Annotated in this window: 12 protein-coding genes and 1 pseudogene; 11 read left to right on the forward strand and 2 right to left on the reverse strand. The window is 52.9% G+C overall.

Annotated features, from left to right (window positions below; all coding sequences use genetic code 11):
• Positions 1-10 precede the first annotated feature (10 nt).
• Genes WC772_08160 through WC772_08180 form a run of 5 tightly spaced genes read left to right on the forward strand, consistent with a single transcriptional unit; the run spans position 11 to position 17479 of the window.
• Positions 11-13153, forward strand: a complete 13143-nt coding sequence (locus tag WC772_08160) for a DUF2341 domain-containing protein (GenBank protein MFA6170719.1) — start codon at positions 11-13, stop codon at positions 13151-13153.
• 43 nt (positions 13154-13196) lie between these two features.
• Positions 13197-14330: a hypothetical protein gene (locus WC772_08165; protein MFA6170720.1), complete on the forward strand. Its 1134-nt coding sequence runs from the start codon at positions 13197-13199 to the stop codon at positions 14328-14330.
• The gene (locus tag WC772_08170) at positions 14327-15316 is read left to right on the forward strand and encodes a hypothetical protein (GenBank protein ID MFA6170721.1); all 990 of its coding nucleotides are present in this window, start codon (positions 14327-14329) and stop codon (positions 15314-15316) included. The genes WC772_08165 and WC772_08170 overlap by 4 nt, the downstream gene beginning before the upstream one ends.
• On the forward strand, positions 15313-16092 hold the full coding sequence (locus WC772_08175) for a hypothetical protein (protein MFA6170722.1): 780 nt from the start codon (positions 15313-15315) through the stop codon (positions 16090-16092). The genes WC772_08170 and WC772_08175 overlap by 4 nt, the downstream gene beginning before the upstream one ends.
• Complete coding sequence (locus tag WC772_08180; GenBank protein ID MFA6170723.1) at positions 16085-17479, forward strand: AAA family ATPase; 1395 nt, start codon at positions 16085-16087, stop codon at positions 17477-17479. Before WC772_08175 ends, WC772_08180 begins: the two co-directional genes overlap by 8 nt.
• Positions 17480-17834: 355 nt before the next feature.
• On the opposite strand, the gene WC772_08185 is transcribed toward WC772_08180, so the two are convergent.
• Positions 17835-18062, reverse strand: coding sequence for a hypothetical protein (locus WC772_08185; GenBank protein ID MFA6170724.1), 228 nt, complete (start codon positions 18060-18062; stop codon positions 17835-17837).
• Positions 18063-18568: 506 nt separating this feature from the next.
• Here WC772_08185 and WC772_08190 point away from each other — a divergent pair.
• From WC772_08190 to WC772_08200, 3 genes are all read left to right on the forward strand, one after another.
• Positions 18569-19849 carry a hypothetical protein gene (locus WC772_08190; GenBank protein ID MFA6170725.1) on the forward strand — a complete coding sequence of 427 codons (1281 nt, stop codon included), beginning with the start codon at positions 18569-18571 and terminating at the stop codon, positions 19847-19849.
• A gap of 221 nt (positions 19850-20070) precedes the next feature.
• Positions 20071-20973, forward strand: a complete 903-nt coding sequence (locus WC772_08195; protein MFA6170726.1) for a hypothetical protein — start codon at positions 20071-20073, stop codon at positions 20971-20973.
• A 31-nt stretch (positions 20974-21004) separates the two neighbouring features.
• Positions 21005-21727, forward strand: coding sequence for an NUDIX domain-containing protein (locus tag WC772_08200; protein MFA6170727.1), 723 nt, complete (start codon positions 21005-21007; stop codon positions 21725-21727).
• Here the strand turns inward: WC772_08200 and WC772_08205 are convergent.
• Entirely contained in the window at positions 21680-21964 is a 285-nt protein-coding gene (locus WC772_08205) for a hypothetical protein (protein ID MFA6170728.1), read from the reverse strand. The genes WC772_08200 and WC772_08205 overlap by 48 nt on opposite strands.
• Before the next feature lie 154 nt (positions 21965-22118).
• Between WC772_08205 and WC772_08210 the strand changes: the two genes are divergently transcribed.
• From WC772_08210 to WC772_08220, 3 genes and pseudogenes are all read left to right on the forward strand, one after another.
• On the forward strand, positions 22119-24104 hold the full coding sequence (locus WC772_08210) for a protein phosphatase 2C domain-containing protein (GenBank protein ID MFA6170729.1): 1986 nt from the start codon (positions 22119-22121) through the stop codon (positions 24102-24104).
• 85 nt (positions 24105-24189) lie between these two features.
• A complete protein-coding gene (locus WC772_08215) occupies positions 24190-24834 on the forward strand; it encodes a redox-sensing transcriptional repressor Rex (protein MFA6170730.1) in 645 nt (214 codons plus the stop codon).
• Between the two features lie 292 nt (positions 24835-25126).
• Positions 25127-26738 (forward strand): annotated as a pseudogene (locus WC772_08220) (NADH-ubiquinone oxidoreductase-F iron-sulfur binding region domain-containing protein).

Below are 26738 nucleotides of genomic sequence, written 5' to 3' on the forward strand. Positions count from 1 at the left end.
GACGAAGCTCTTGAATTCACAGCTGATCGGCGGGGGAAAGGCGGCCAGCCGGGGGACCGCGGTCTTCTACGACGGGCAATTTGGGACTAACACCGGCGGCTTGATCAGCGGCTGTGATATTAACAATGGCACTTACGGAATCTATCTTTATTATATGACCTCCAACAGCAACGTGACGATCGAAAGCTCAACCATCAGGAGCAATTATTACCATGGGATCTGGCTCGATAGCTGGGGGCAGAGCGGCGGCGGGAAGCTGGTCGATATTCACAACAACGTGATCAGAGACAATAGTACCAGCAACGGTTACGCCGGAGTTTATCTCAATACTTACTACACCGGCAATCCGGTTAAGATAATTAACAATACCATTGTCTTGAATTATGTTGGGTTATATTCGGTTTCCGCCAATAATTCCATCAGTTCCTATAATAATATAATATCAAACAAGCCGGATGGTTCTACCCCTGCCACCGGCAGTTACGGCATTTATCGGACAAATGGAACAGTCAGCTCCACTTACGACGACATCTGGAATAATGTCACCAACTGGTCGCCGGCGACGATTTCCGGGGTCGGGACGATCTCGGCCGATCCGCTGTTTTATGATGTCGCCGGCAGTGATTTTCATTTGACCGGGACTTCCCCTTGTATCGGGACCGGTACCCCGGAAGGGACCGATATGGGAGCTTTTCCGTTTAATGCCCCTTCCATAATCCTTTATTCTCCCAACGGCGGCGAAACCTGGAACGGCTTGAATTATTACAATATAACCTGGGAAACGACCGGCGTGATCGACACCGTCGATCTCTATTATTCCATTGATAACGGGTCGTCCTATAGTTTAATCGCCTCCGGCGAAACAAACGACGGCCTTTATCAGTGGTCCGTTCCGCCCGTTTCCACGACCGAAGCTAAGGTTGAAGTCTTCGGCTTTGGCGCGGCGACGGTCAGCGACGAATCGGATGCCGTTTTTATCCTGACCACGCCGCTGGCTCCGTCGATCGGTTCGATCACGCCCAATATCGGAAATAATAACCAGGCCATCGGGGTGACGATCTATGGCGCCGATTTTGTGAACGGCGCAACCGTTAAATTAGTAAAAGACGGCCAAACCGATATCAATGCGACCGCGGTCAGTGTTGTCAGCGCCGCGCAAATCACCTGTAATTTCGATCTTAACGGTGCGGCGACCGGCGCCTGGACTCTCGTTGTCACCAATCCTGACACCCAGACCGGGACCGGCAGTTTCACTATTAAATACCCGCCGCCGACCGTTTCTTCACTTTCGCCTGATAATGGGCCGGTGGCCGGTGGGATAGGGGTGACGATTAGCGGCGCTAATTTTTTGCCGGGAACATACAGCCGGGCGATCGCCATTAATAATGGCGGGGCAACTTTAACTAACTATCAACTCCTGGTCACCATGGAGACGGATTCGCTGATTGCCGCCAACAAGATGCGCTCCGATCGCGGCGACATCCGCTTCCTGGCCGATGACGAAGCGGTCATTCCGTACTGGTTGGCAACGACGGAAACCGGCGTGTCCAGTTTCTGGGTCAAAGTGGCGTCGATCCCGGCCGGCAGCAGCACGATCCACGTCACGTACGGCGACCTATCGCTGGTCAGCCAGAGCAGCGCCGCCGATACTTTTGACTTTTATGACGATTTTGACTCCGGCGCTCTGGATACCACAACCAAATGGAACTATGACGAGTCGGGGCCGGCAACGGTCGAATCATACGACGGCAGCAATCGGTTGAAGGTTTATCAGCGGACCGCCCTGATCACCAAAACGAGATCCTGGTCGAGTTATATTTACGAAGGAGATATGAGGATAAATACCTTCAGTTATCCGGGGTTGATCTATAATTCCTATCAAACAAATTATTATTATGACGTCTACTGGAGCAACGGCGAAAGGTGGCGGCATTACGGCGGGATCGATTCGCGGGCGTCGGAAACCGGCTATGGTTGGACCCCGACAGGCAACACCTGGTATAACTTTAAGATCTTAAGCAATGGCAACGACGTTACGATCAACTACTATCTAAAATCTACCGGCGCTCTGCAGAAAACGGCCAGCTTTACCTTGAATTCAAGTTATAATTCCGGAGGGGTCGGCTTTATTATGTATGGCAGCGCGCTCGCTTATTTCGACAATATCCGCGTCCGCAAATACGCGGCGACCGAGCCGACTGCGGCTGTCTCGGAAACCGAAACCGGCGCCGGCGGGTTGTTAGCGGTTCGCTTTGGAACAGTTGAGGCGACCAACGTAAGCTATCTGAATTCTACGACAATGGTTGCCACTGCTCCGGCTCACTCTGCCGGAGTGGTCGAGGTTACGATAGTCAATGCGGACGGCCAGATAGCCACCAAAGAAAGCGCCTATACTTACAATCTTCCCCCGACAGTTAATTCGGTCGATCCGGCCATCGGGATCAACTACGGGACCCTGACCGGCGTCACAATCTTGGGAAATGATTTTGTTTCCGGAGCGACGGTCAAGCTGACCAAGTCCGGGCAGTCAGATATCAATGCGACCGACGTTTCCTTTGTGAGCTCTGCCCAGCTCACCTGTAACTTTGATTTGACCGGGGCGGCGGCCGGAGCCTGGACGGTTGTGGTGACCAACCCCGATTTACAAAGCGACAGTTTGCCGGGCGGTTTTACCGTTAAATATCCGCCGCCGACCGTTTCGGCGGTCTCGCCGGAATCAGGCAGGACCTTGGGTGGCACGGCGATCACGGTCAGCGGTCAATATTTTTTCGAGCCGTCCTATTCCCGGGCGGTCGCGATCAATAACAGCGGTTCGGAGCTGACCGATTTCCAGCTTCCGGTCACGTTGGAAACCGCTTCCCTGATCAGCGCCGGGAAGATGCTCTCGGACGGCGGCGATATCCGTTTTAAAGATTCAGATGGATTAACCGTTCTGGACTATTGGCTGGAGTCGGGGATCAATAGCGAAGCAACCCTTCTTTGGGTTAAAGTTCCGACCGTCCCGAACGGGAATAAGACGATCTACCTGACCTATGGTAATCCGGTCCTGACCTCGCAAAGCAATTTGAACAATGTCTTCCCGGTCCTGGCCGGATCGAGCAACCGAATGTGGCTGAAGGCAAATGACGGGACCGGGCAGACAGTCGACGGAACGGCAGTCAGCACTTGGACGGATAAAAGCGGCAATGACAATAATGCCGTCCAAGCCACCGGCTCCAAACAGCCGCTTTACAAAGTTAATATCCTTAACGGCCTGCCGGCAGTGCAATTTTCCGCCGCCACCTACCAAACGATGACCAACAGCACCAATTTTTCTCCCGCTTACACTTTAACTTACGTTTCCCGGCAGACCGGGGGGACTAATGACCGGGTCATCGCCAGCTTGAGCAACAATTGGCTGGCCGGTTATTATGGCGGGAATAAAGATCAATTCTATGCCGAGGGATGGGTCTATAATCCCTCGTCCGCGTCCGATACGAACTGGCATTTATATACCGCCCAGGGGACCGGTTCGTTGTCGACTATTTTCCATAACGGGACCTCCCTGGCCAGCAATGCCAACGGAGTGGCGGGCCCCAACGGGCTCTCGCTTAACGGCTATCAAGGGACCGCCCAATTCTCCAACGCGCAGATCACGGAATTACTGGTTTTTAATTCCGCTTTGTCCACCGACGACCGGCAGCAGGCGGAGCGGTATCTTAACAATAAGTATCGGCTTTACGGCACGGTCCCGACCGTCAGCGTCAGCGGGACCGAGACCGGACAGAGCGGCACGCTGGAGGTCAAGGTCGGCGGGCTGATAGCCGATGGAGTGACCTTTATCAGTTCAACCGAAATCCAGGCTACAACCCCGGCCCACGCGCTCGGAGCGGTTGCCGTTTCCGTGCAAAACCCGGACGGCCAGATCGGGACAAAAGAAAGCGGTTATACTTACACGGAATCGCTTGCCGTTGCCTTAAGAACACCCAACGGCGGGGAGAACTGGCTGGCCGGCGCCTGGCGGAACATCACCTGGGAAGCCAGCGGCACCCCGGAGAGCATTAACTTGTATTATTCGGTCAATAACGGCGGCAGTTACACTACGATCGTGACCGGGGAATCAAATGACGGGAGCTATGCCTGGTTCATCCCAAATATACCGACGACCGAAGCGAAGATCAAGATCGAAGCGGCCAAGTCGGGTGAGATCACGGCCGACGAATCGGCGGCCAAGTTTACCATTGGGCCGCCCTCTGATTATTACGTCGATCCGATCAATGGAAGCAATGCCTATAACGGGTTAACGGCCGAAGTTTTTGGCGCCGGCAACGGCCCGTGGAAAACACTTACCTGGGCGGCGACCCAGGCGGCGAGCGGGACCACGATCAAGGCCGCAGGCGGGACTTACAACGCCGCCGCCGGCGAATCGTTCCCGATCAATGTTCCGTCCAACCGGACCCTGAAGTCGATTGCGGCGCCCACGACTGCGGCGACGATCGACGCGGAGAATGCGGCGGCTAACGCAGTGGTCCTGCGGAGCCCGGCGACGCTGGACGGGTTCAGCATCAGGTCGGCCAATACCAATACTTCATACTATGCCGTGTATACAACGGCAGAGGGCGAAGTTAAAAATAATAAAATAACAGCCGCTTATAACGGGATTTGGCTCTATGGCTCGAACGGCCGAGCCAGCGGCAATACCATAAGCATCTCCGGCAATAATACGTACGGGATTCATTATGGCCACGACAGCGATGGCGATATTTTTCAAAACGCCACGATCACTGGCAACAATATTTCTATCAGCGGGACTGGGGCCAAGGGGATCGGCGCGGCAACTTATGGGATTGGCAGCGGTTGGTTCCCCGGCCTGAATTTGGCGCGAAATAATATCACCATGGAGGGGAATACCAGCACCGCGATCTATCTTTCTTTCGTGAACGGGGCGACCTGCGAAGGGAACACGATCACTTTAAAGAGCGGCGCGACTAGCAGTAACGGGATTAGTTCGGTCGTGGACTGGGCGAGCGGGACCTGTTTAATTAGCAGGAACACGATCGAAGCGCAGGGGAGCGGGAATTATAATTACGGGATATATTACTGCGGCAGCGACGTAGGATTTGTGGTCTCGATCGTTTCCAACGAGGTTTCCGGTCGGTTCGATACCGGCATTCGGCTGGCGAACGAATGGCACTCATATACGGTCAATGTTTTTAATAACACCGTTTCCGGCTTTATTAACTACGGTATTTACGGGTCGCAGGTGTTGACCATGGTGGTCAATATCAAGAATTGCATCGTTTGCGCCAATCCGACCCAGGAGACCAACGCAACCGGCAACGGCATCTATAAAGCCAGCGGAACGTTCACTGTCACTTATTCGGATGTCTACGGTAACGCGACCAATTACTATAACACGACCAGCGGTGTCGGAACGATCGCGGCGGTCGCCCAATTCGCTGATCCGGCCAACAATGATTTTCGCCTGCTCTCCAACTCGCCCTGTATCGGCGCCGGCACCCCGGAAGGAACAAATATGGGGTGTTATGGGGCGATTGCAGTGGCTCCGGCTACGGTAACGCTACGAACTCCCAACGGCGGCGAAACCTGGGAAGCCGGGACATCCCAAACCATAACCTGGGAAACGACCGGGACCGTCAGCTCGATCAATCTCTATTATTCGATCGATGGTGGTTCAACTTATACTTCGATCGTCACCAACGAAACTGATGACGGAACCTATTCCTGGCTGGTTCCCGACACGCCAACAACGGAAGCGAAGGTTAGAATTGAAGCAATCGGGGAAACGACCGCGACCGATGAGTCTGATTCGATCTTTACGATCGCTTCTCCGGCCTACCCGGCGAATGTCGTCTACGTCAATTCGGTCAGCGGCGACAACAGCCGGACGACCGCGGAAGCGAATAATCCGGCGACACCGTGGAAAACGATCACTAACGCCTCAACAATGTCGGCCAGCAGCTCAACTATCTACGTGGCGGCCGGAACCTACAACGCGGCGACCGGCGAATCCTTCCCGATCACCATAAACGGCGGACGTTATTTGATCGCCCAAGTAACCCGTCAGGCGACGATCGAGTGCGGCGCTAATGTGTACACGGTTGCCTTGGGCGCGAATTCCACGGTCGAAGGCTTCTCGATCAGGAATACCGGATCGGTCGCCTGCGTCAATCCGAATGGGGCGAACGCGACTTTTAAAAATTGCGATATCTTCAAGACGCTGAATTCCAATGTCTGCGTTTATTTCACGGCCAGCGGCGGTCGGCTGATCGACAACACGATCTATGGCGGCGATACGACTATATATTTCTCTGGAGCGGGGGTCAACGATTGTTATCTGGAGGGAAATACGATCACCAACGATTCTCACCTGTTCTACCTGAATTCCGGCGCGATCAGCGGCTTGTATCTAAAGAATAACATTATGACCATGCGCAATGGGGCTTCCGATTACGGCATATACTTGCCGAGCTCTTCGAATAATATGACCTTGGAGGGGAACACCCTCACTTCCGACTACGGCTTAGGGATGGCGGCCGCCTGTTCAAATTACAATATATTTAGCAATAAGTTTATTGCTTATGATGCTGCCGGGGTTTATGGCATTTACGCCAACGGCAACGGGTCAATTAGCTCTAATGAGGTCAGGGAATACCTGAACACCAGCTACGGCGGCATTGTTGTTGCGGCTGGCTCTGCGGTTGTTGACCACAACACTATAGTTAAAAATACGGTCGGCATCAGGGCGGGCGCCAATGCAACGATCAAGAACAATATCATCGCCAGCGGGGTAGGGCGTGCTTATCCGCTGACCAGTTACGGCATTTTACAAACAGCCGGTTCGGTTAGCTCCCGCTACAACACGTTCTACAACAACAGCTATCATTACTCGGGGACAGTCACTGATAAGGGCGGAGACGCGATCGCCGATCCATACTTTACCGGAGCGGCCGGTAATGAATATCAATTGTTCAATAACTCGTCCTGCCGCGCTGCCGCCGAGGATGGCGGCAACCGCGGGGCATATGCGGCGGTTGCTGGAAATATGACTGTCACCGCCGAATCATATGTCAGTCCGAACGGGAACGATGTGAGCGGGGTGGGGACATTGGTCAGCCCCTGGCGGACGATAGGTCGGGCGCTATCCTCCACCGAAGGGACGGTCTACGTTATGGCAGGGACTTACAATACCGAGACCTGGCCGATCGTGGTCGACGAACACAAAAAGGTCCGGGCGTATCTAACCGATGTCGCGACGATCGATTCCGGATCGAACGGGAATTATACAGTTATTATATATGCCGGATCCACGATCGAATCATTATATTTGAGAAATACTAACGGCAGCGTTAATACCGCGGTGGTTGTTTTGAACAGCACCGGTGCCCTGGCGCAAAATTGCAACATTTACAAGGCGCTGGATGCCAATGTCTGCGCTTTATTTGCTGCTAGCGGCGGTAAATTGATCGGCAATACTATTTATGGCGGCGACACGACAATCTATTTCTCCGGCGCCGGAATAAATGATTGCTATCTGGAAGGGAATATCATCACTAATGCTTCCCACTTGTTCTACTTGGGTACCGGGGCGATTAGCGGATTGTACTTAAAGAACAATATTATGACCATGACTAACGGGGCTTCCGATTACGGCATACACTTGCCGAGCTCTTCGAATAATATGACCTTGGAGGGGAATACCCTCACTTCCGACTACGGCTTAGGGATGGCGGCCGCCTGTTCAAATTACAATATATTTAGCAATAAGTTTATTGCCTATAATGCCGCCGGGGTATATGGCATTTACGCCAATGGCAACGGGTCAATTACTTCCAATGAAGTCAGAGGCTTTTATGACACCGGCAACGCCGGCATTGTTGTTGCCAGCGGGACGGTTGTCGCGGAGAAGAATACGATAGTCAAAAACTTTGTCGGTATGCGGCTGATCTCCGGCACGCTAAACGCAAAAAACAACATCATTGCTTCAGAGGTCGGCGGCTATTCCGCGACAGGCACGATTGGTTTGTATCGGACCGGCGGAACGCTGAATTCCTCCTATGACAATGATTATTCTAATGATACCAATTGGTCCGGTTGTGTTACGGGGGCGGGGACTAAATCGGCTGATGCAAAATTCCTGAATGCGACTGGTAACGATTACAACCTGATGTTTAATTCCCCCTGTATTGACGCCGGTGACCCGGCTTCAACGCCTGATCCTGACAGCTCCAGGGCGGATATGGGCGCTTATTATTTTAACCAAACAATTTCAGCCACGCCGGCGGTCTACGTTAAGCTGCCTAACGGTGGCGAAAGCCTGACCGGCAACTCCACTTACGAGATCACGTGGTATGCGACCAACGACGGCCGCGCGATCGACACTATCAAGCTGTATTACTCTGTTGATAACGGCGCAACTTACCCCAATTTGATCACGACCGAGGTTAATGACAGCTCCTATGTTTGGACGGTGCCCAATATTGCCACCACTGAAGTCAAGATTAGGATCGAAGCGGTTTCCGGTGAAGCGGTCGGGACGGCTGAGTCTGACAACAAATTCTCGATTACAGTCGGCCTGGCGGCCCCTCCGGTTATTGACTCAATTTCCCCCTCGAATGGACGGAATGATCAATCATTAATCGGGGTAGTGATTGGAGGGGGGGCTTTTTCCAGCGGGGCGACTGTCAAGCTGACAAAAAGCGGCGCGACGGACATTAACGCGACCGGGATTTCGGTTTCCGGCACTACGGAGATCACCTGTAATTTAGATCTGAACGGGGCGGCGGCCGGCAAATGGACGGTCACCGTCACTAACCCGGATACTCAATCGGGTTCTCTGGCTGGCGGTTTTACCGTCCTCTATCCTCCACCGATTGTTACGTCAGTTTCTCCGGAAAGCGGATCGACGGCCGGCGGGGACAGCGTAACCATTTACGGCAGCGGATTCTTGCCGAACGAATATACTCGGGAAGTAATAGTCGATAACACCGGCGGCTCGGCCCTGACCAATTATCAAGTTCTGGTAACCTTGGAGACCGCCTCACTGGTCGCTGGCGGTAAAATGCGTTCGGATTGCGGCGACGTCCGGTTTTATGACGCAGATAATGAAACGCTCCTTTCTTACTGGCTGGAGTCGGGGGCCGACAGCGCGTCGACCAGGTTCTGGGTTAAAGTCCCATCGATCGGCGGCAGTACCAATAAAACGATTTATCTTCATTACGGCGATCAAGCCGCCACATCCGAGAGCGATGGGGCGGCGACCTTCATGTATTATGATGATTTCAGCGACGGAAATTACAACGGCTGGACGGTCAGCAACACTTACGGTTCGGGCTCCAATGTCAGCGTGGCCGCTGGCTGGCTCGATCTGGTTTCCGTTGCCGGCAGCGTATATTATCTGGCTGCCGATTCCACCTCGGCCCTGAATGATTTTATTGCCGAAGCCGACGTTAAACCAGTGACCAATAATACCGTTAACGACATCGGTATGGCCTTCAGGGCTGCACCCGCGGCCGGTTCGGGGACTGGTTATACCGCTGGTTATGATCTTTGGGAATCGGGCGACACCGCGGTTATCGGCCGGCATGATGGCGGCACCAACTACACCCTGTTAAGCAGCGTGTCATTTACCAACGATAATTCCAAAACTTATAAATGGAAAATAGCCGCCGCCGATTCGAGCTTGAAGTTTTATGTGGATGACTCGCTTAAAAATAGCGTTACCGACGGCACTTATGCCAGCGGCAAGATTGGCTATGAAATGGATGGCAATTGGGGGACGCCCGGGACGGAAGTCAAAGTCGACAATGTCCGCGTCAGGAAATACGCGGCAGTTGAGCCGACGGCCGCTGTAGGTACGGAGAACAGCAACCTAATCAACGTTAAATTTGCCGCGTTATCGGCAACTAATATTAGTTATGTTAATTTGACCACTTTAACGGCGACTACGCCGGCCGGCGCTGCCGGTGTTGTCGCGGTGACGGTCGTCAATCCCGACGGCCAGGTCGGCACCAAAGAGAGCGGTTTCACATACCAGGTCCCCATTTCCGCCACTTTAATGACCCCCAACGGCGGTGAAACCTGGGAGGCCGGATCGACGCATAACATCACCTGGGAATCGACCGGTTCGCCGGGTTCATTTAATCTTTATTACACGACCAGTGAAGCGATTGGCTGGCAAACGATCTCGTCCGAAGTTTCGGGCGCGGCAACTTCATACGCCTGGCTGGCGCCGAATATTATCACGACCGAAGCCAGGGTCAGGATCGAAGCGGTTAGCGGAGAGACTTTCGTCACCGACGAATCGAACGCGGTGTTTTCGCTCGCCGATTTAACCGCGCCTTCCGCGCCGACCCTGGTGACGCCGGCTGACGGGGCGGTGATCAGCGGCGCTCTGACCCTGACCTGGGAGGCCGCGACGGACAACCTGTCGGGCATTGCCAGCTACGAAATCCATCTTGATACGACCCTCATCACCCAGGACGCGACAACCTCGTACGCCGCCGGTGTTTTAGCCGATGGCTTGCACGAGTGGGAAGTAAAGGCAAAAGATGGGGCGGGCAACTGGGGAAGCTACAGTGCCGCGCGAACATTTACGGTCGCGACGAATCCTACGGTCACGACCACTGCCGATTCCGGGGTCGGTTCGTTGCGCCAGGCGATCCTGGATGCTAATGCCAGGGCGGGGCGCGACATGATCGTCTTTAACATTCCCAGCGGAGAAGCGACGACCGAAGGCGGCGTGACTTTCTTTAGAATAGCGCCGCTGACGGTCCTGCCGACAATCACCGGAGACGGCGTTTACATTAACGGTGGTTCACAGACAAGCTATACCGGCGACACCAACGCCAGCGGGCCGGAGATCGAACTGCGCGGCCAGGGGACTGGCGGGATCAACGGTCTCGTTTTGGGAAGCGTTGGCAGTACGATCGAAGGGTTGGCGATCAATAACTTCCAATATGGTGTTTTTCTGAACGTGGTGGCCGGAATGCAAAACAATAAAATAAGCGGCTGTTACCTGGGCACAACAGTTACCGGTGAAGTGGCTAAAGCTAATAGTATAGGGATCTATTTTGGGAACGGCGCCAAATATAATATTATTGGCGGCACAACATCCGCCGAACGAAACATAATTTCCGGTAATACTCTCTACGGCGTGTATATCAACGGCGCTAATACAAACTCGAATGAAGTTACGGGCAACTATATCGGGCTGAACGCCGCCGGGTCTGCCGCAATTGCGAATGCTAACGGCGTGTTTATAAATTCCGGGGCGCGGTACAACGTCATAGCGGCAAACATTATCTCCGGTAATACGAGTAATGGCGTGTCTATTACTATTGCTGATACAAACTCCAACAAAGTCAAAGGGAACTATATCGGGCTTAATGCCGCCGGGACGGCCGCCATCGCTAACGGCAATGGGGTGTCTCTAGGTACCGGTGCGCAACATAATATCATCGGCACTGATGGCGACGGGGTGGCTGATACCGATGAACGTAATATCATTTCCGGCAATACGACTGGGGTTTATTTCAGCGGCACTAATACCAACTCTAACGAAGTCAAAGGCAATTATATTGGGCTCAACGCCGCTGGGACAGCCGCTGTGGCCAATTCCACCGGGGTGCTTTTAATTGACGCGGTCCAATACAACATCATTGGCACCGATGGTGATGGGGTGGCCGATGCTGATGAGCGCAATATTATTTCCGGAAATACTAATTACGGGGTTTATTTAAACGGCACTAATACCAATTCCAACGAAGTCAAAGGCAATTATATCGGGCTTAACCCTGACGGGACAGCCGCCGTCGCCAATAATACCGGGATATATTTATACGGCGGACCACAATATAATATCATCGGGACCGATGGGGACGGAGTGGCCGATGCCGCCGAACGAAATGCGATCTCCGGCAATACTAACGGCGTATATATGCGCAGTGTTACTACCAAGTTCAACAAAGTTATGGGGAATTATGTCGGTCTCAACGCCGCCGGGACCGGTGCCGTCGGTAATTCTGTCGGGATATATCTATACGTCGGACCGCAGTACAATATTATTGGCACCGACGGCAATGGAGTGGCCGATGCCGATGAGCGGAACATTATTTCCGGAAACAGTAGCCACGCCATTCAGCTTTACGGTACCGACACTAATTCCAACGAAGTCAAAGGCAACTATATCGGGCTCAATCCCGCCGGGACGGCTGCCGTTGCCAATGCCACCGGGATAGCAATTATGGGCGGTCAGTACAATATTGTTGGTACCAACAGTGACGGGGTGGCCGATGCTGATGAGCGCAATATTATTTCCGGTAATAATAATAATGGTGGAGTGTATATCGTCGGTAATTCAAATTTCAACAAAGTCAAAGGGAATTATATTGGTCTCAACGCCGCCGGGACGGCCGCCGTCGCCAATCTTGAAGGGATGTTAATAGCCGGTGGGGCGCAGTACAACATCATCGGCACTGACGGCGACGGGGTGGCTGATACTGACGAGCGAAACATTATTTCCGGTAATACTAGAAATGGAATATATGTTTACAATACTAATACTAATTCCAATGAAGTCATGGGCAACTATATTGGAGTTGCGCCAGGCGGGGCGGCGCTGGGCAATGGACAGCATGGCATTCGTCTAGCTACCGCTGCTTCATATAATGTTTTAGGCCCGCACAACCATATTGCCAATAACGGCACGGCGGCTTACCAGGGTATCCGCGTCGGCGCCGGATGTAATTATAACCTGATCACCCGGAATACGATGGAAGCCAATGTCGGCAAGGGGATCTCGCTGGAAGCCACCGGCAACAACGATATTCAAAAACCGGTGATCAGCTCGGCAAATTATTTGGCTGGGAATACCACTGTGACCGGGACCGCCGCCGCCGGGTCGGTCATAGAGATATTCAAAACCGAACCAACGCCCGGCGCGGACAACCAGGGTGAGGGAAAAGTTTATCTTGGCTCTACGGAAGCAAATGGGAGCGGAGCCTGGACCGTGGTTGTCAGCGGTCTTTCCCTTAGTGACAAGGTGACGGCAACCCAACACGACAGTTTGGGAGACACTTCGGAATTTGCGCTCAATTTTACGGTGGTTGCCGCCACAACGGCTAAACCTCAAATAATCATAATAAATGAATAAAATGCGTAAGCCATCGTTTAATGATATACTTTTCGGCATAATGGTGGGAAAAGGTAGAATCTTTCTGGCGTTGATAATTATCGGCTGTCTGTTGCTTTCAGAAAATAAAAGCCATTCGCAATATCAAATCACCGCGCGCGCGGTAAGCCTGGGATCCGCCGCGGGGATTTCAGCCTCTTATCGCGTCAGCGGCCTGGCCCGCTTTCTTTATCCGAGAATTCCCGCCGGCTCCGGGTTTTCGATCGGCGAAGGCTTTTTAAGAAGCGTTTACTTTGCCGGCGTAATTTTTAGGCCGATTGTGACCGGCATCATTCCCGATTCGGCGATCAGCGGGATGATTGTCAACATCACCAGCCTGTCGGGCGCTAATTTTCAAAGCGGCGCCGCCGTTAAATTGTCAAAAAGCGGGCATGACCTTGCCGCAACCGGCGTCACCGTCGTTAATTCCGGCAAGATTACCTGCGTCTTTGACCTGTCCGGGGCGACCGCCGGTTTTTGGGATTTGACCGTTACCAATCCCGACGGCCGGGCGGGAACTCTTCCCTCGGCGTTCAAAATATCTTATTCCGCTCCGACGGTAATTTCGATCGCGCCGGCAAGGGGGGTCAACGACCAGCAGTCTATCGATACGAAGATTACTGGCACGGCCTTCAGGTCCGGGCTGACGGTCCGCCTCTCCAAAACAGGCGAAACCGACATCAACGGCGAAGAAGTCGCCGCAACCTCCGCCGAAGAAATCAACTGTCGCTTTAATATTTTTAAAAAAGTGACGGGAATCTGGGACGTGAAAGTCATTAATGACGACGGCCAAAGCGGCCTGCTGGCCGCCGGCTTTAAAATCGAAGCGCCGGAAATTGAACTGACGGCGCCGGTGGAAACAAGGGTCGAACCCAATTCGCAAAATCCCTCTATTAAAATTGTTACCATCAAGTACAATTTAAGCAAGGATACCGATATCATCATCGATATCTTTAATATGCGCGGCGAAAAGATCTGGACGCGAACTTATCCGGCGGCTTCCTCGGGCGGCCAGGTCGGACAGAACGAAGTTGTTTGGAGCGGTATAACCGCTTTCAAATCGGTAGCCGGGGCCGGCGTTTATATTGTTTTCATTACCGCAAAAACGGAGGGCCGGGCTAAATTATTAAGCAAACTGAAATTAGGAATTTTAAAATGAAAACAATCGCAATCCCGCTGATTTGGCTGACAATCGCCGGTTCTTCTTTCGCGGCGACGATCGACGCGCAGACAACCGACGCGCTCCTCATCGGCGGCGGAGCGCGGCCGCTGGGTATGGGCCGGGCGTTTACCGCCGTGGTCGAAGACGCGGACGCCATTTTCATCAATCCGGCCGGGTTGGCCGGCCTAATGGCGCCTGAAGCCATGTCAATGTTTACCAATCTGCTCGGGGACATCTATTATTCGGAATTTTCCGGTATCATTCCTTCACGCTTCGGGACGTTCGGTCTCGGTTATGTAACCACCGGCGTAAACCAGGTTCTGATACCCATCGATCCGCCTGTCGTCACCGATTATTATGATAATCTCCTTATTGCCACCTATAGCGCTCCGCTGGCTTTGTTTTTCGATTACGGACGAGGGATATATTTCGGCCTTAACGCTAAAATTTTCAATCGCGGCTGGGTCGGCCTTTCGGACCAGTCCGCCACCGGATACAGCGCCGATTTTGGGCTTAAATACGTCGTTTCCCCATATTTAAGTTTTGGTTTCAATCGTCAAAATCTTTTGCCGGTCGATCTTGGCGGGGTCATAAAATATCGCAGCGGCGCGGAAGAAACGGTCGCGGGCATCAACAAGCTGGGGATCGCGATTCGGCCGAAGCCCTGGCGCAATGCTCTGCTACTGGCCGGCGACCTTGATATCCCCGCGCAAAGCGGCAGGGCGGTTACCGGCCACCTGGGCGCGGAATGGCAAATAAATAATTTTTTTATTGCCAGAACGGGGCTCGATCAGAGCCTCGATGCCTCAAGCCCGACGCTGACCAGCTGGAATCCGACCTTCGGGGTGTCCGTGCTCCTTTCCGGTTTTCGCGTTGATTACGCTTTTCATCCTTATTATAATAATCCTGATCTCGCGACAACCTATCTCTCCATTTCCTTCCGCGGTGAAAAATGGTCCGCGTTAACGGGAGAAACAATGTGACGAAAAAAATATTTTGCCTGCTTTTGGGCCTGCTTATTATTTCGCCGGCATTTTCAGCCGATAATTTTAACTTGCCGCAATCGAGCGCGCGGCCGAGGACCTATCTGCCCGGAGACCTGGTGCATCTTGTGGTCGGGGCCCCTGCCAACGTCGTTAAAGTTACGGCTTTAATGCCGGACGGAGAAACGCTGACGCTTGATTTTGAACGGCGCACTCATATCTGGCATGGGTTGTGGGAAGTGCCGTACGGTTTTAAAAAAGGGGGATACAGCGCCGGGCTGACAGCCACCGACGTGGAAGGCAAGACCTTTGAAGGCCAAACCAATTCTTTTTTCATCGGGGAACCGGCGCTGGTCACTCTGATCGGGCTGGAAATAACCAGAGAATCAGTCGTCCGGCCGCCTGCGCCGCCGGTGACAACGCTCCAAGAACTGCCGACCGTACGACCGGAACGGACGGTCCAAAAACCGCCGGCCGCGGCGAAAATAAAGCCGGCAAAAGCAAAGGCGCCCCAGCCAAAACGACAAATAAAAGCCAGGAAGCCCGCGGCCCCGGCCATACGGCCCAAACCGCCGGCCCTTAAAAAGGAGGACCTGCTGAAATTAAAGCTCAAGCTTTTCACCATGGCGCGGGTCCATCTGACCACCCAGCAATACGAGAAGGCAAAAGGGGACTTGCGGGAATTGTTGAGGCTCGATCCGAAAAACCGAGAAATCAAAGCGATGCTGGATCGGGTTGAAAAAGTGCTTAAAACCAAAGGAGGCGGCAATGACTAAACGAAGGGTCCTGATCTTATCTTTTATCTTTTTTATGATTTATTTTCAACTTATCTCTTTTGCCGCTAAACCCTCGGCTGTGGAACATTTCAATAAGGCTTCGGTGCAGTACATGTCCGGAAATTTTACGGACGCCTTGAAACAGCTGGAAGCCAGCCTGAAACTCGATCCAAAATATGAACCGGCCCTGGAATTAAAGCGCATTGTGTTGAAAGAAAGAGAAACCCTGCAGTTGATGCTTAAGCAAAAGCTTTCCGCCGGTAAAAATTTATACTATCACGGCGATTACGCGCAGGCCTTCAACTATTTTAATGAAGTTCTGATGATCTCGCCCGACAACCTCGAAGCCGCCTCATACCTCAAGCGGATCGAAGAAAAAGTCCGCGAAGAAAACCGGGCGGCCGAGCGGCGTTTCTGGATGTTTTTCGGCAGTTTGGCGATCGGCCTGGTCAGTCTGGCCTTCTTGCTCCGGCTGATATTCAAACCGATTATCGAGGCCGTTAGAAAAAGGATCTTTTATTCCCAAAACATCGGACACTGCTTTAACTGCCGGACAAAGATCTCGCCCAACACGGACCTTTGCCCGAATTGCGGCGCCTGGATCGGGTCAAAATTACGGGGAGAGATCTCCAAAGAACAAAAAATATGGTATCAGAAGACCGGCTGGCGCAAAAATCCTTTTACCCTGGACATTCATCCGGAATTGTTTACCGGCTATCGCGACGAGGTCAAACAGATCCTTGAAAAAGTGGCGGCAAAAAGCGGCCACATTCTGATCACCGGTCCGCTGGGTGTCGGTAAAACCACGCTTTTGCGCTGGTTGAGCAATTATCTGCGGCTTGAAGCGTATCCGATCTATATTCCCCGGCCGCCGCAATCGATCGTTCAAATCATCAAGGCCATATATTATAAACTCGGCGTAAATTCAACCGACTATGACATTTACAACCTCGATGCTTTAAGGAAAAAGCTGGGAAAAAGCCTGATCCTGCTGCTGGACGAAGCTCATGAATTCAGCGTTGAATTTGAGCGGCCGCTCCGGACCCTGGGCGATCTCGACGAAGTGAAACTGGTTATGGCCGGCCTGCCCGAAACCACCGAAAAGTTCAAAAATGAGATCAAGCCCCTTTATGAGCGCATTGTGCTGAACATCGGCCTGGAACGGCTGAACTTTGAAGATCTGAAAGCGCTGATAATCATCAGAATCGAAAATGCCGGCGGCAAAGGGATCCATCCCTTCACGGTCTCGGCTCTGGAAAAAATCCATGAGTTGTCGCAGGGCATTCCCAGATCGGCAATTAAGTTTTGCGACGCCGCCGTCACCAGAGCGATCGAGGTCGGCGAAGATAAAATTACACCCGAAATTGTCGAAGCGACAAAGAGGTGAAAAAAGTGAAAAAGACAATCATGTCCGTTGCCTGGGGAATATTATTGATCGGGATCGGCTGGGGAGCGGTCCCGGCCCAGATCGCCTATGAAGGCAGGATCACCGATTCCGGAGGCAGTCCCGTTGTCTCCTCCACGGCCTTAAAATTCAGTCTTTATGACGCCGAAACCGCCGGTAATTTGGTCTGGGGACCGGAGGAGCACGCGGTTGTGCCTGACAGCCAGGGAGTTTTTAGCGTTTTGCTCGGCACCTCTTCCGCGCTGAATCCCGCGCTCTTCAGCGGTCCGGTCCGCTATATTGAAATTTCCATCGCGGGCGAAATAATTTCTCCCCGCACGCCGATCGTTTCCGCTGCTTATGCTTTTCGTTCAGGCGTGGCGGAAACGGTCCTGGATAATTCGATCACCAGATCTTCGGCGGCGTCCGGCCAGTTTGTGAAACAAATCGTGGCCGGGTCGGGAGTTTCGGTTTCCGGAGACGAAGGGAGCGGGACCGGCATTGTTACGCTGACCGCCACCGGCACCGGCGGCGGGACCGTCAGCCAGGTCAATACCGGGACCGGTTTGTCAGGCGGGCCGATCACAACTACCGGTACAATTTCACTGGCGACGCCGGTAGCCGAAACCAGCGGCGGAACCGGCCAGACAGCTTATACGACCGGCGATATTATTTACGCGTCCGGAGCGAACACGCTTTCCAAGCTAACGATTGGCGCAAACGGACAAGTCTTACAAGTTAATAGCGGGCTTCCGGCTTGGGGAGCGGGCAGCGGCACCGGAACGGTTACCGAGGTCAATACCGGGAACGGCTTGACCGGCGGGCCGATCACAACCAGTGGCATTCTTTCCGTCGACGCCGGCACTACGGCCAATAAGATAGTTCAGCTCGACGCTTCAGCCAAACTGCCGGCCGTTGATGCGTCAGCCGTGACCGGATTAAACGCGTCTAATATTTCGAGCGGGACGTTAACGGAAGCCAGGGGTGGGACCAATCAGACTACTTACATTAAAGGAGATATTCTTTATTCCTCCAATACCAATACCATTTCTAAACTTTCGATCGGCACAACCGATCAGGTTTTAAAAGTTGATGCCGCCGGTGTTCCGGTCTGGGGGAGTGGAATCGTCGGACCGCAAGGTCCGACCGGTGAGGCCGGGCCTCAAGGAGAACAAGGCCTTCAAGGGCCGCAGGGGATTCAAGGAATCCAAGGTATCCAAGGAGCGACCGGCTCTCAAGGAGAGCAAGGAATTCAGGGAATTCAGGGAACCAAAGGAGATACTGGCGAGGCTGGTGCGACTGGCGCTACCGGTCCTCAAGGAGAGCAGGGCATTCAAGGAATCCAAGGTATCCAAGGAGCAACTGGCTCTACTGGTGCCACTGGACCAACCGGTGAAGCAGGAGCTACCGGCCCTCAAGGTGAGCAAGGTATCCAAGGCATTCAGGGAACTAAAGGAGATACTGGCGAGGCTGGTGCGACTGGCGCTACCGGTCCTCAAGGAGAACAAGGTATCCAGGGAATTCAAGGAGCAACTGGCTCTACTGGTGCGATTGGACCTACCGGTGAAGCAGGCGCTACCGGCCCTCAAGGAGAACAAGGTATTCAGGGGATCCAAGGAACTAAAGGCGACACTGGTGAAGCAGGAGCTACTGGCGCTACCGGTCCTCAAGGTGAACAGGGTATCCAGGGAATCCAGGGAATTCAAGGAGCGACTGGCTCTACTGGCGCTACCGGACCGACCGGTGAAGTTGGAGCGACTGGTCCTCAAGGTGAGCAAGGTATCCAAGGCATTCAGGGAACTAAAGGAGATACTGGCGAGGCTGGTGCGACTGGCGCTACCGGTCCTCAAGGAGAGCAGGGCATTCAAGGAATCCAAGGAATTCAAGGAGCAACTGGCGCTACTGGTGCCACCGGACCTACCGGCGAAGCAGGAGCTACTGGTCCTCAAGGAGAGCAAGGTCTTCAGGGAATTCAGGGAACTAAAGGAAATACTGGCGAAGCAGGAGCTACTGGCGCTACCGGTCCTCAAGGAGAACAAGGTATCCAGGGAATTCAAGGAGCAACTGGCTCTACTGGTGCGATTGGACCTACCGGTGAAGCAGGCGCTACCGGCGCTCAAGGAGAACAAGGTATTCAGGGGATCCAAGGAACTAAAGGCGACACTGGTGAAGCAGGAGCTACTGGCGCTACCGGTCCTCAAGGAGAACAAGGTATTCAGGGAATCCAGGGAATTCAAGGAGCAACTGGCTCTACTGGTGCCACTGGTCCAACCGGTGAAGCAGGAGCGACTGGCGCTCAAGGAGAGCAGGGCATTCAGGGAACTAAAGGAGATACTGGCGAGGCTGGAGCTGCCGCTGAAGTTGATAATCTGACTATTGTACGGAATGTAAATTCTTCACTCGAAGTCAAAGATTCCGGCATTGATTTAACGACCAAAGTTACCGGCTCCCTCCCTGATTCCAACTTAGCAACAATTACAACCGCTGGTAAAGTTTCCGGCAACGCCGTTACTTCCGGCACAATAGGGGGGACAACGGATATCAATACAACCGGAACTGTTACCGCCGCCGCTTTTTCAGGCGATGGGACGGGTTTGTCAAACATCACCGCCAGCGACAGCACAAAACTTCCGTTAGCCGGCGGGACCATGACCGGGACACTGACCAATTCGGCTAATGTGATCGTTAATGGGATTGTGAGAGCGGCCAGTTTTGAAGGCAGCGGCGGCGCCCTGACCGGCAATCTGTTCCTGACCAACGGCAACTTCTACTTGCAAACGGGCAACTTCTACCTGCAAACCTCCAGCAACGGTTCCGGCGTGGTTGTTAATGCTCAAACCAGCGGTTGGCCCGTGTATTCGCTTCGGATTGATGGAACTTTGAAAGGATTATTGGGAGCCGCCAGGAGCACTAATGACATTTTGACGGGAACCGCTGCCGGCGATCTGGTTTTGCGGGCCAATAATCAAAAGATCCTTTTTACGGCTGACAACGGCAATACTGCACATATGGCAATAGACACGGCCGGCCGCGTCGGTATCGGCACGACTACGGCCACTTCTAAATTAACCGTGGCCGGAACGGTCGAACTAACCGCCGGCAGTATCAAATTTCCGGACGGCTCAACGCTGACAACGGCGGCAAATCGTCATTTACGTTTTGTTGTAGTCGATCCCGCCGGCGTTTATGCCAAAGACAGCGAGTTCAGCATCTGGCCCCAAACTGACGCGGCCATAACCGTCACCCACCTGGAAGTAACCTGCGATACCGACCCGACAACGGAACCGGCCGGCAACATCAAATACGCCGACGCCTTTATCGGCCGCGCCAACCCGATTGTTATCAACGCTTTTGCCACGACCGGCGGAGTTTTATCGACCAGTGCCATAACCAATGCCGGCGTAGCCGCCGGCAAGTGCCTTTACGTTTCATTCGACGCGACCCCCGAAGCGGCCATGAAACAAATGTCTTTTGATATCACTTACCATTACAACTGAAATTTTCCCGGTTTTCCAGCTATATAGTCTTATGACTATCTTTGCCTCCGCGATCGGGAGAAAAACATCCAGTCTGATCGGTCACTTGCGCGCGGCTTATAACTGCGGGGATAATCTTCCCGGCCGGAAACAGTTCGACGGCCAGGTCCAGCGATTGGAAAATATTCTCCGACCGACGTGTTTTAGAGAAACGCTGCCGATCGTGGAATCGGCAGGGACGGAACTCGGCTACCAGGCGCCGCGGTGGTTCGTTCATTTGACCGGCTTAAGGCATCTTGTTTCCCGGGTTATTTTAATCGGCGACGCCGGGTTGCTGCTACAGCGCCGCAGCGGCGACCGGTTCGGGGTCAAAGGGACAGTCGACCTGACCGCCGGCGGGCATGTTTTAACCGGGGAAACGCCGCTGGAATCGGCTTATCGCGAAATGCAGGAAGAGATCGGGATCGGCCGGGAAAGTTTGATCGGCGGGGAACTGCGCCGGATCGGCAGGCCATATTTCGTTTCTTCCGCCAAGCCCGATGATTACACCCTCAACAAAGAAATAACGGTCTTATTCGGAGGACGGCTGCTCAACGGATCGACGAAATTCAGCTGTCAGAGAACGGAGGTTGAAGAGCTTTTTTTCAGCAGTCTGGAACAGGCCCAAGGCTTTATCGATCGGCAACTGGCCGCTTCCAGCCTTCGTTATTCACTGCCGATCTTAGAATCACTTCGCTTCGACGTACATTTCCCAAACCGCCCAAACGATCGATAGGGTCGCCAGGAAGAAAACGGTGTAGAGGAATTCTTTTGGAATGTCCATGAATGGAGCATACATGATCCCGGCATTGATCAGGAAATTGGAAATATCATAAAAAACGTAGATGACAAAAGTTAAAGAGATCAACCAACCGTAAAGTTTTTTCTTCTTGAGCGCCAGCATCAGGCCAAGAACAACCGCGACCATTTCCAGCATGATCGAAACTAAATGGAGAAAATAAGACAAATTCATAAAGGCCCCCTTCTTCTTCGAGAATGTCGGGGTAATAATAGCAACAATACGCCTTAATGACAAGGGTCTATTTACAGAGATATTTTGCGAAAATATGAAATTTTTAGTTGTTCTAAGCGATAATTAACCGGTAAGAGAAATTATAAGGAGAGGCATGGCTGAAACGATCAGGATCAATCATTTAAGCACGACGGGCTCTTTGCCCGCGACGGCTCAACCGGTCAGAAAAGACCTCTGTGTCTGCGCCAGGCTACAGCGTAATTGCGAACAGCTTAGGGGTTCAAAACGCAATCTTATCTTAGGGAGCGGACCGCAGGCCGATTTTTTATTGGATGGAACCCTTGCTGAACATCTGCTTTTCCGGTTCAATTATGAAGCTGAAGGGTGGGATGTCCGGAATGTTTCCGGAAAACCGGCGACCTTGATCCCGGCTATGAACGAAAAATATTCCTTTGCTCTTTCCGGTGAAAAGTGGTCCCCGATCGAGCGCGGCGATCTTCTCCGCCTGCCTAATGGGGATGAAATAACATTTGATTTAGTGCCGCCGGCCGGTCACCCCATGCCGGAGAGAGTTATGCTTTTAGGCGCCGAACGGAACCGGCCGGGCGAGCGGGTCGCTGCCCAACTGCGGATCGGCGATTATTTGCACCAAGGGGATGATTTCGCGCTGATCGATCGCCGGCCGATTGTTATTTGGGGAGAGCCGTTTGAGCTTTACGGTATTTTTGACGGGATCAGCGGCGGCCTTCCGGGGGGCGACGGGCGCAAAGCGTCGGAAGATGCCGCCAATTATTTCGCCGAATATTTCCAGCAAAATACTTTGCGTCTTAACTCGGCCGCCGCTGACTTGTCAAAACAAAGTCCCCTTGCTAAACGGGACGCGATGAGAGAGCTGGTCGAGGAGGCCTTTGAATATGTGGCTCAAGTGCTAAATTCTCAGGGGTATAATTGCGGGACGACCGCGGTGATCGTTTTAAGAAGCTTGACGCAAGGCAAGCTTAGTTATTGCGCTTCGGTCGGAGATAGCCGGGTCTATCAGCTAAAACCTGATGGCGCTTGTCTTCAATTAACCGAAGACGATACCATCGCTAACGTTATTAAACGGGAGTACAGAAAAAAGAACGGTAAAGAATATCCCAATCCGATCAATAACTTTGCGCTGGCCAAGCATTTGGGCGGGGGAGCGACAACTCCCGATTACTATTTGCCCTATAATTTTATTGAAGTAAAGCTCCAAGACATTGCCTATCTGATTCTGGTGACCGACGGCGTAATTGATCTGGCAAAGCTCGATCGTGAAGGACGGCGGGGTTTAGCGGCGCAAGAACCGCGGGCGGCCGCTAACTATCTGGTCGGCTATAATATCAGTAAAACTCCGGATTCATTTGACGATGCCGCCGCGCTGGTCGTTGAAGGCGGCGCCAGGCCGTGCTCCGAAACAAAGAGCCGGGCGGTAGCCAAAGAACCGGCGTTTAAACCAATCGTCTGCTCGTGTTTCACGACCCGGAACGGGGTTGACTATATTAACGCGAATAATCCGGAACGCTTGGATTATGGCGTCAATATTCCGGGGCAAAACGAGGGCGCGCGGGAAGTTATCGCTATCAGGCGCGATGAAGCGACCGAAGAATTCCTGGCCGAAATGACCAGGGCGATGGTGCCGAACAATAGTTTGGTACGAACGTTTTGGCAAAAGATAACCGGTCTTTTTGGCGGGGAACCGGCCAAGGCCATTGTTTCTCCGCAAAAACGGCTTTTTGCCCTGGTTCACGAATATTTTAATGAAGAATGGGACGATACGGAGACCGGCTGGCAAAGTTTCTGGCGGCGCGCGGAAGAAAGTTTTAAAGGAGAAAAATATTCTCTCGGTAATTTCCTTCAGGCTCATTCCGGCTGCGGTCGGCATCAGGCGGCGGCGCTTCAGCTTGCTTATCAGGAACTGGGCTATAACTCGCGGTTCAAGCGGGGACAAGTCAGCGGCCGGCGGCTAGCGTGGGTTGAGGTTGAAATAGACGGGCTTTGGTTTATTGCCGATCCTCAATCGGGCTTCTTTTTACGGCGGGATAGAGCCAGTAACTTGTATATTGAAGGCGAAAATATTGTCGAATTGCCGGCTAAAGGAACTATTCTGCCCCGATAATAATGTGATATTTATCACATATCGCTTGTCTTCTGTTGCATATATGTTATAATAATCACATTAGATGTGATGTAAGGAGCAACAGATGGCAGGAATGGTCACAAATAAAGCTTGTATTGTCCGCCTCTCGCGTTATAAAAACGCTTTGTACCGCTTAAAATCGCTTGGGTTTGTTAAAGTTTTCTCCGATAATCTGGCTGATGCGGCTGATGTGACTCCTTCCCAGGTTAGAAAAGATTTTTCGATCTTCGGGGTGACCGGCAATAAACGGGGCGGGTATGTGATCGACGACCTGATCGAGAGCCTCAACCGGATCCTGGGGAAAAATGTCACCCAAAACGTCATCATCATCGGCGCCGGCCACATCGGCGGCGCCCTTATGAATTACCAGGGTTTTGAAAAAGAGAACATCAAGATCCTGGCCGCGTTCGATATTGATCCGGCCAAACGGCAATCTACCGGGATCCCGATCTATCCACTGGAAGAGCTTGAACCATTTATTAAAAACAATAAAGTCAGGATCGGGATCGTTGCCGTGCCGGATGTCGCCGCGCCGCGGGTCATGGAGATCCTGGTCAATAACGGCGTGAAAGGGATCCTTAATTTCGCGCCGATCCGCTTAAAAGGTAAAGATGACACGGTGATCAGCAACGTTAACCTGGTGATGGAACTGGAAAACGTCATCTATTTCGTCAACGCGCAAGAGAAAACTTCAAAAGGAAGGGGATAAAATGGTCACACCGTTAGAGATCGTCAAGAAAAAGAAAGAAGAAGCCATCGATCGGATCATGAGCAAAGGATATCTTACCAAAAAGCGGGTCTATGTCGGCATGGCGACCTGCGAGATCGCGGCCGGGTCCAAAGACGCAATGGCTGTTTTCCAGGCAGCTAAAGACAAAGGGCTCAATATTTACATCAGCCAAAAAGGGTGCGCCGGCCGCTGCAACCTGGAACCGACGGTTGAAGTCGTGGAAGAAGGGAAAGCTCCGGTCAAATACGGCAAAGTTACCAAAGAGGTCGCCCAAAAGATCGTCGACCAGCATTTAAAGAAAGACGAGATCGTTAAAGAAGTGGTCATTAACTAAAATTAAGGAGAAAAACATGGCAGCGAAAAGGATCTATCCCAAAGAACATTTACATGACCGGTCGCAGCATATCTTCGGTGACGTTAATTTTTTCAGCAAACAAATGCGGATCACGCTCCGCAATTGCGGAATCATCGACCCGGAAAACGTCGATGATTATCTCTCCGTTCGCGGGTTCGAAGCGCTGGCCAAAGTTCTTACTGAAATGAAGCCGGCGGACGTGATCGCCGAGATCAAGAAGTCCGGCCTGCGCGGTCGCGGCGGCGCCGGTTTCCCGACCGGCCTCAAGTGGGAATTGACCGCTAAAGCGCCGGGGGACGAACGCTATGTTATATGTAACGCCGATGAAGGCGATCCGGGGGCCTTTATGGACCGGAGCACGATCGAAGGGGACCCTTTTACCGTGATCGAAGGGATGATCATCGGCGGCTACGCCGTCGGTTCCGGCAAAGGGATCGTTTATATCCGGGCGGAATACCCGCTAGCTATCAAACGGCTGGAAAAAGCGATCGAAGTTTCCCGCCGCGAAGGCTTCCTGGGCAAAAATATTTTGGGCTCGAATTTTTCTTATGACATTGAGATCCGCCTCGGCGCCGGCGCTTTTGTCTGCGGCGAAGAGACCGCCTTGATCCACTCGATCGAAGGGGCCCGCGGGATGCCCCGTCCCCGCCCGCCATTCCCGTCGGTCAGCGGTTTGTTCGACAAACCGACCCTGATCAATAACGTCGAGACCTGGGCCAACATCCCGGTCATTATCCTTGACGGCGCCGACTGGTTCAGCTCGATCGGGACCGCCAAGAGCAAAGGGACCAAGGTCTTCGCGCTGGCCGGCAAGATCAAAAACACCGGGCTGGTCGAAGTTCCGATGGGGACGACCCTCCGCCAGATCATCGACGATATCGGCGGCGGGATCCCGGGTGGGAAGAAGTTCAAGGCGATCCAGACCGGCGGGCCGTCCGGCGGTTGTCTCCCGGCCAACTATCTCGATACCGAGATCGATTATGAATCGCTGGCCGCGGCCGGTTCGATCATGGGTTCCGGCGGGATGATCGTTATCGATGAAGATTCCTGCATGGTCAATCTGGCCAAATTCTTTTTGGAATTTACCCAGGATGAATCGTGCGGCAAGTGCACCCCGTGCCGCGAAGGGACCAAACGGATGCTCGAGATCTTAACCCGCATCACCGAAGGGAAGGGAAAAGAGGGGGACATCGAAAAGCTGGAACGGTTGGGGAACATGATCAAGAAAGCCTCGCTTTGCGGGCTGGGACAGTCGGCCCCGAACCCGGTCTTGAGCACCCTCAAAAACTTCCGCGAAGAATACGTCGAACATATCAACGAAAAGAAATGCCGCGCCGGGGTCTGTATGTCGCTCATCACTTACGAGATCCAGGACAATTGCACCGGCTGTACCGCCTGCGCCAGGGTTTGCCCGACCCAGGCGATCGCCGGCGAGCCGAAACATCTCCATAAGATCGACCAGAAAAAATGCATTAAATGCGGGATCTGTTACAAAACCTGTAAATTCAAGGCAATAAAGAGAGGATAA

It is taken from the genome of Candidatus Margulisiibacteriota bacterium, assembly GCA_041661965.1.
GTDB lineage: Bacteria > Margulisbacteria > WOR-1 > O2-12-FULL-45-9 > XYB2-FULL-48-7 > XYB2-FULL-45-9.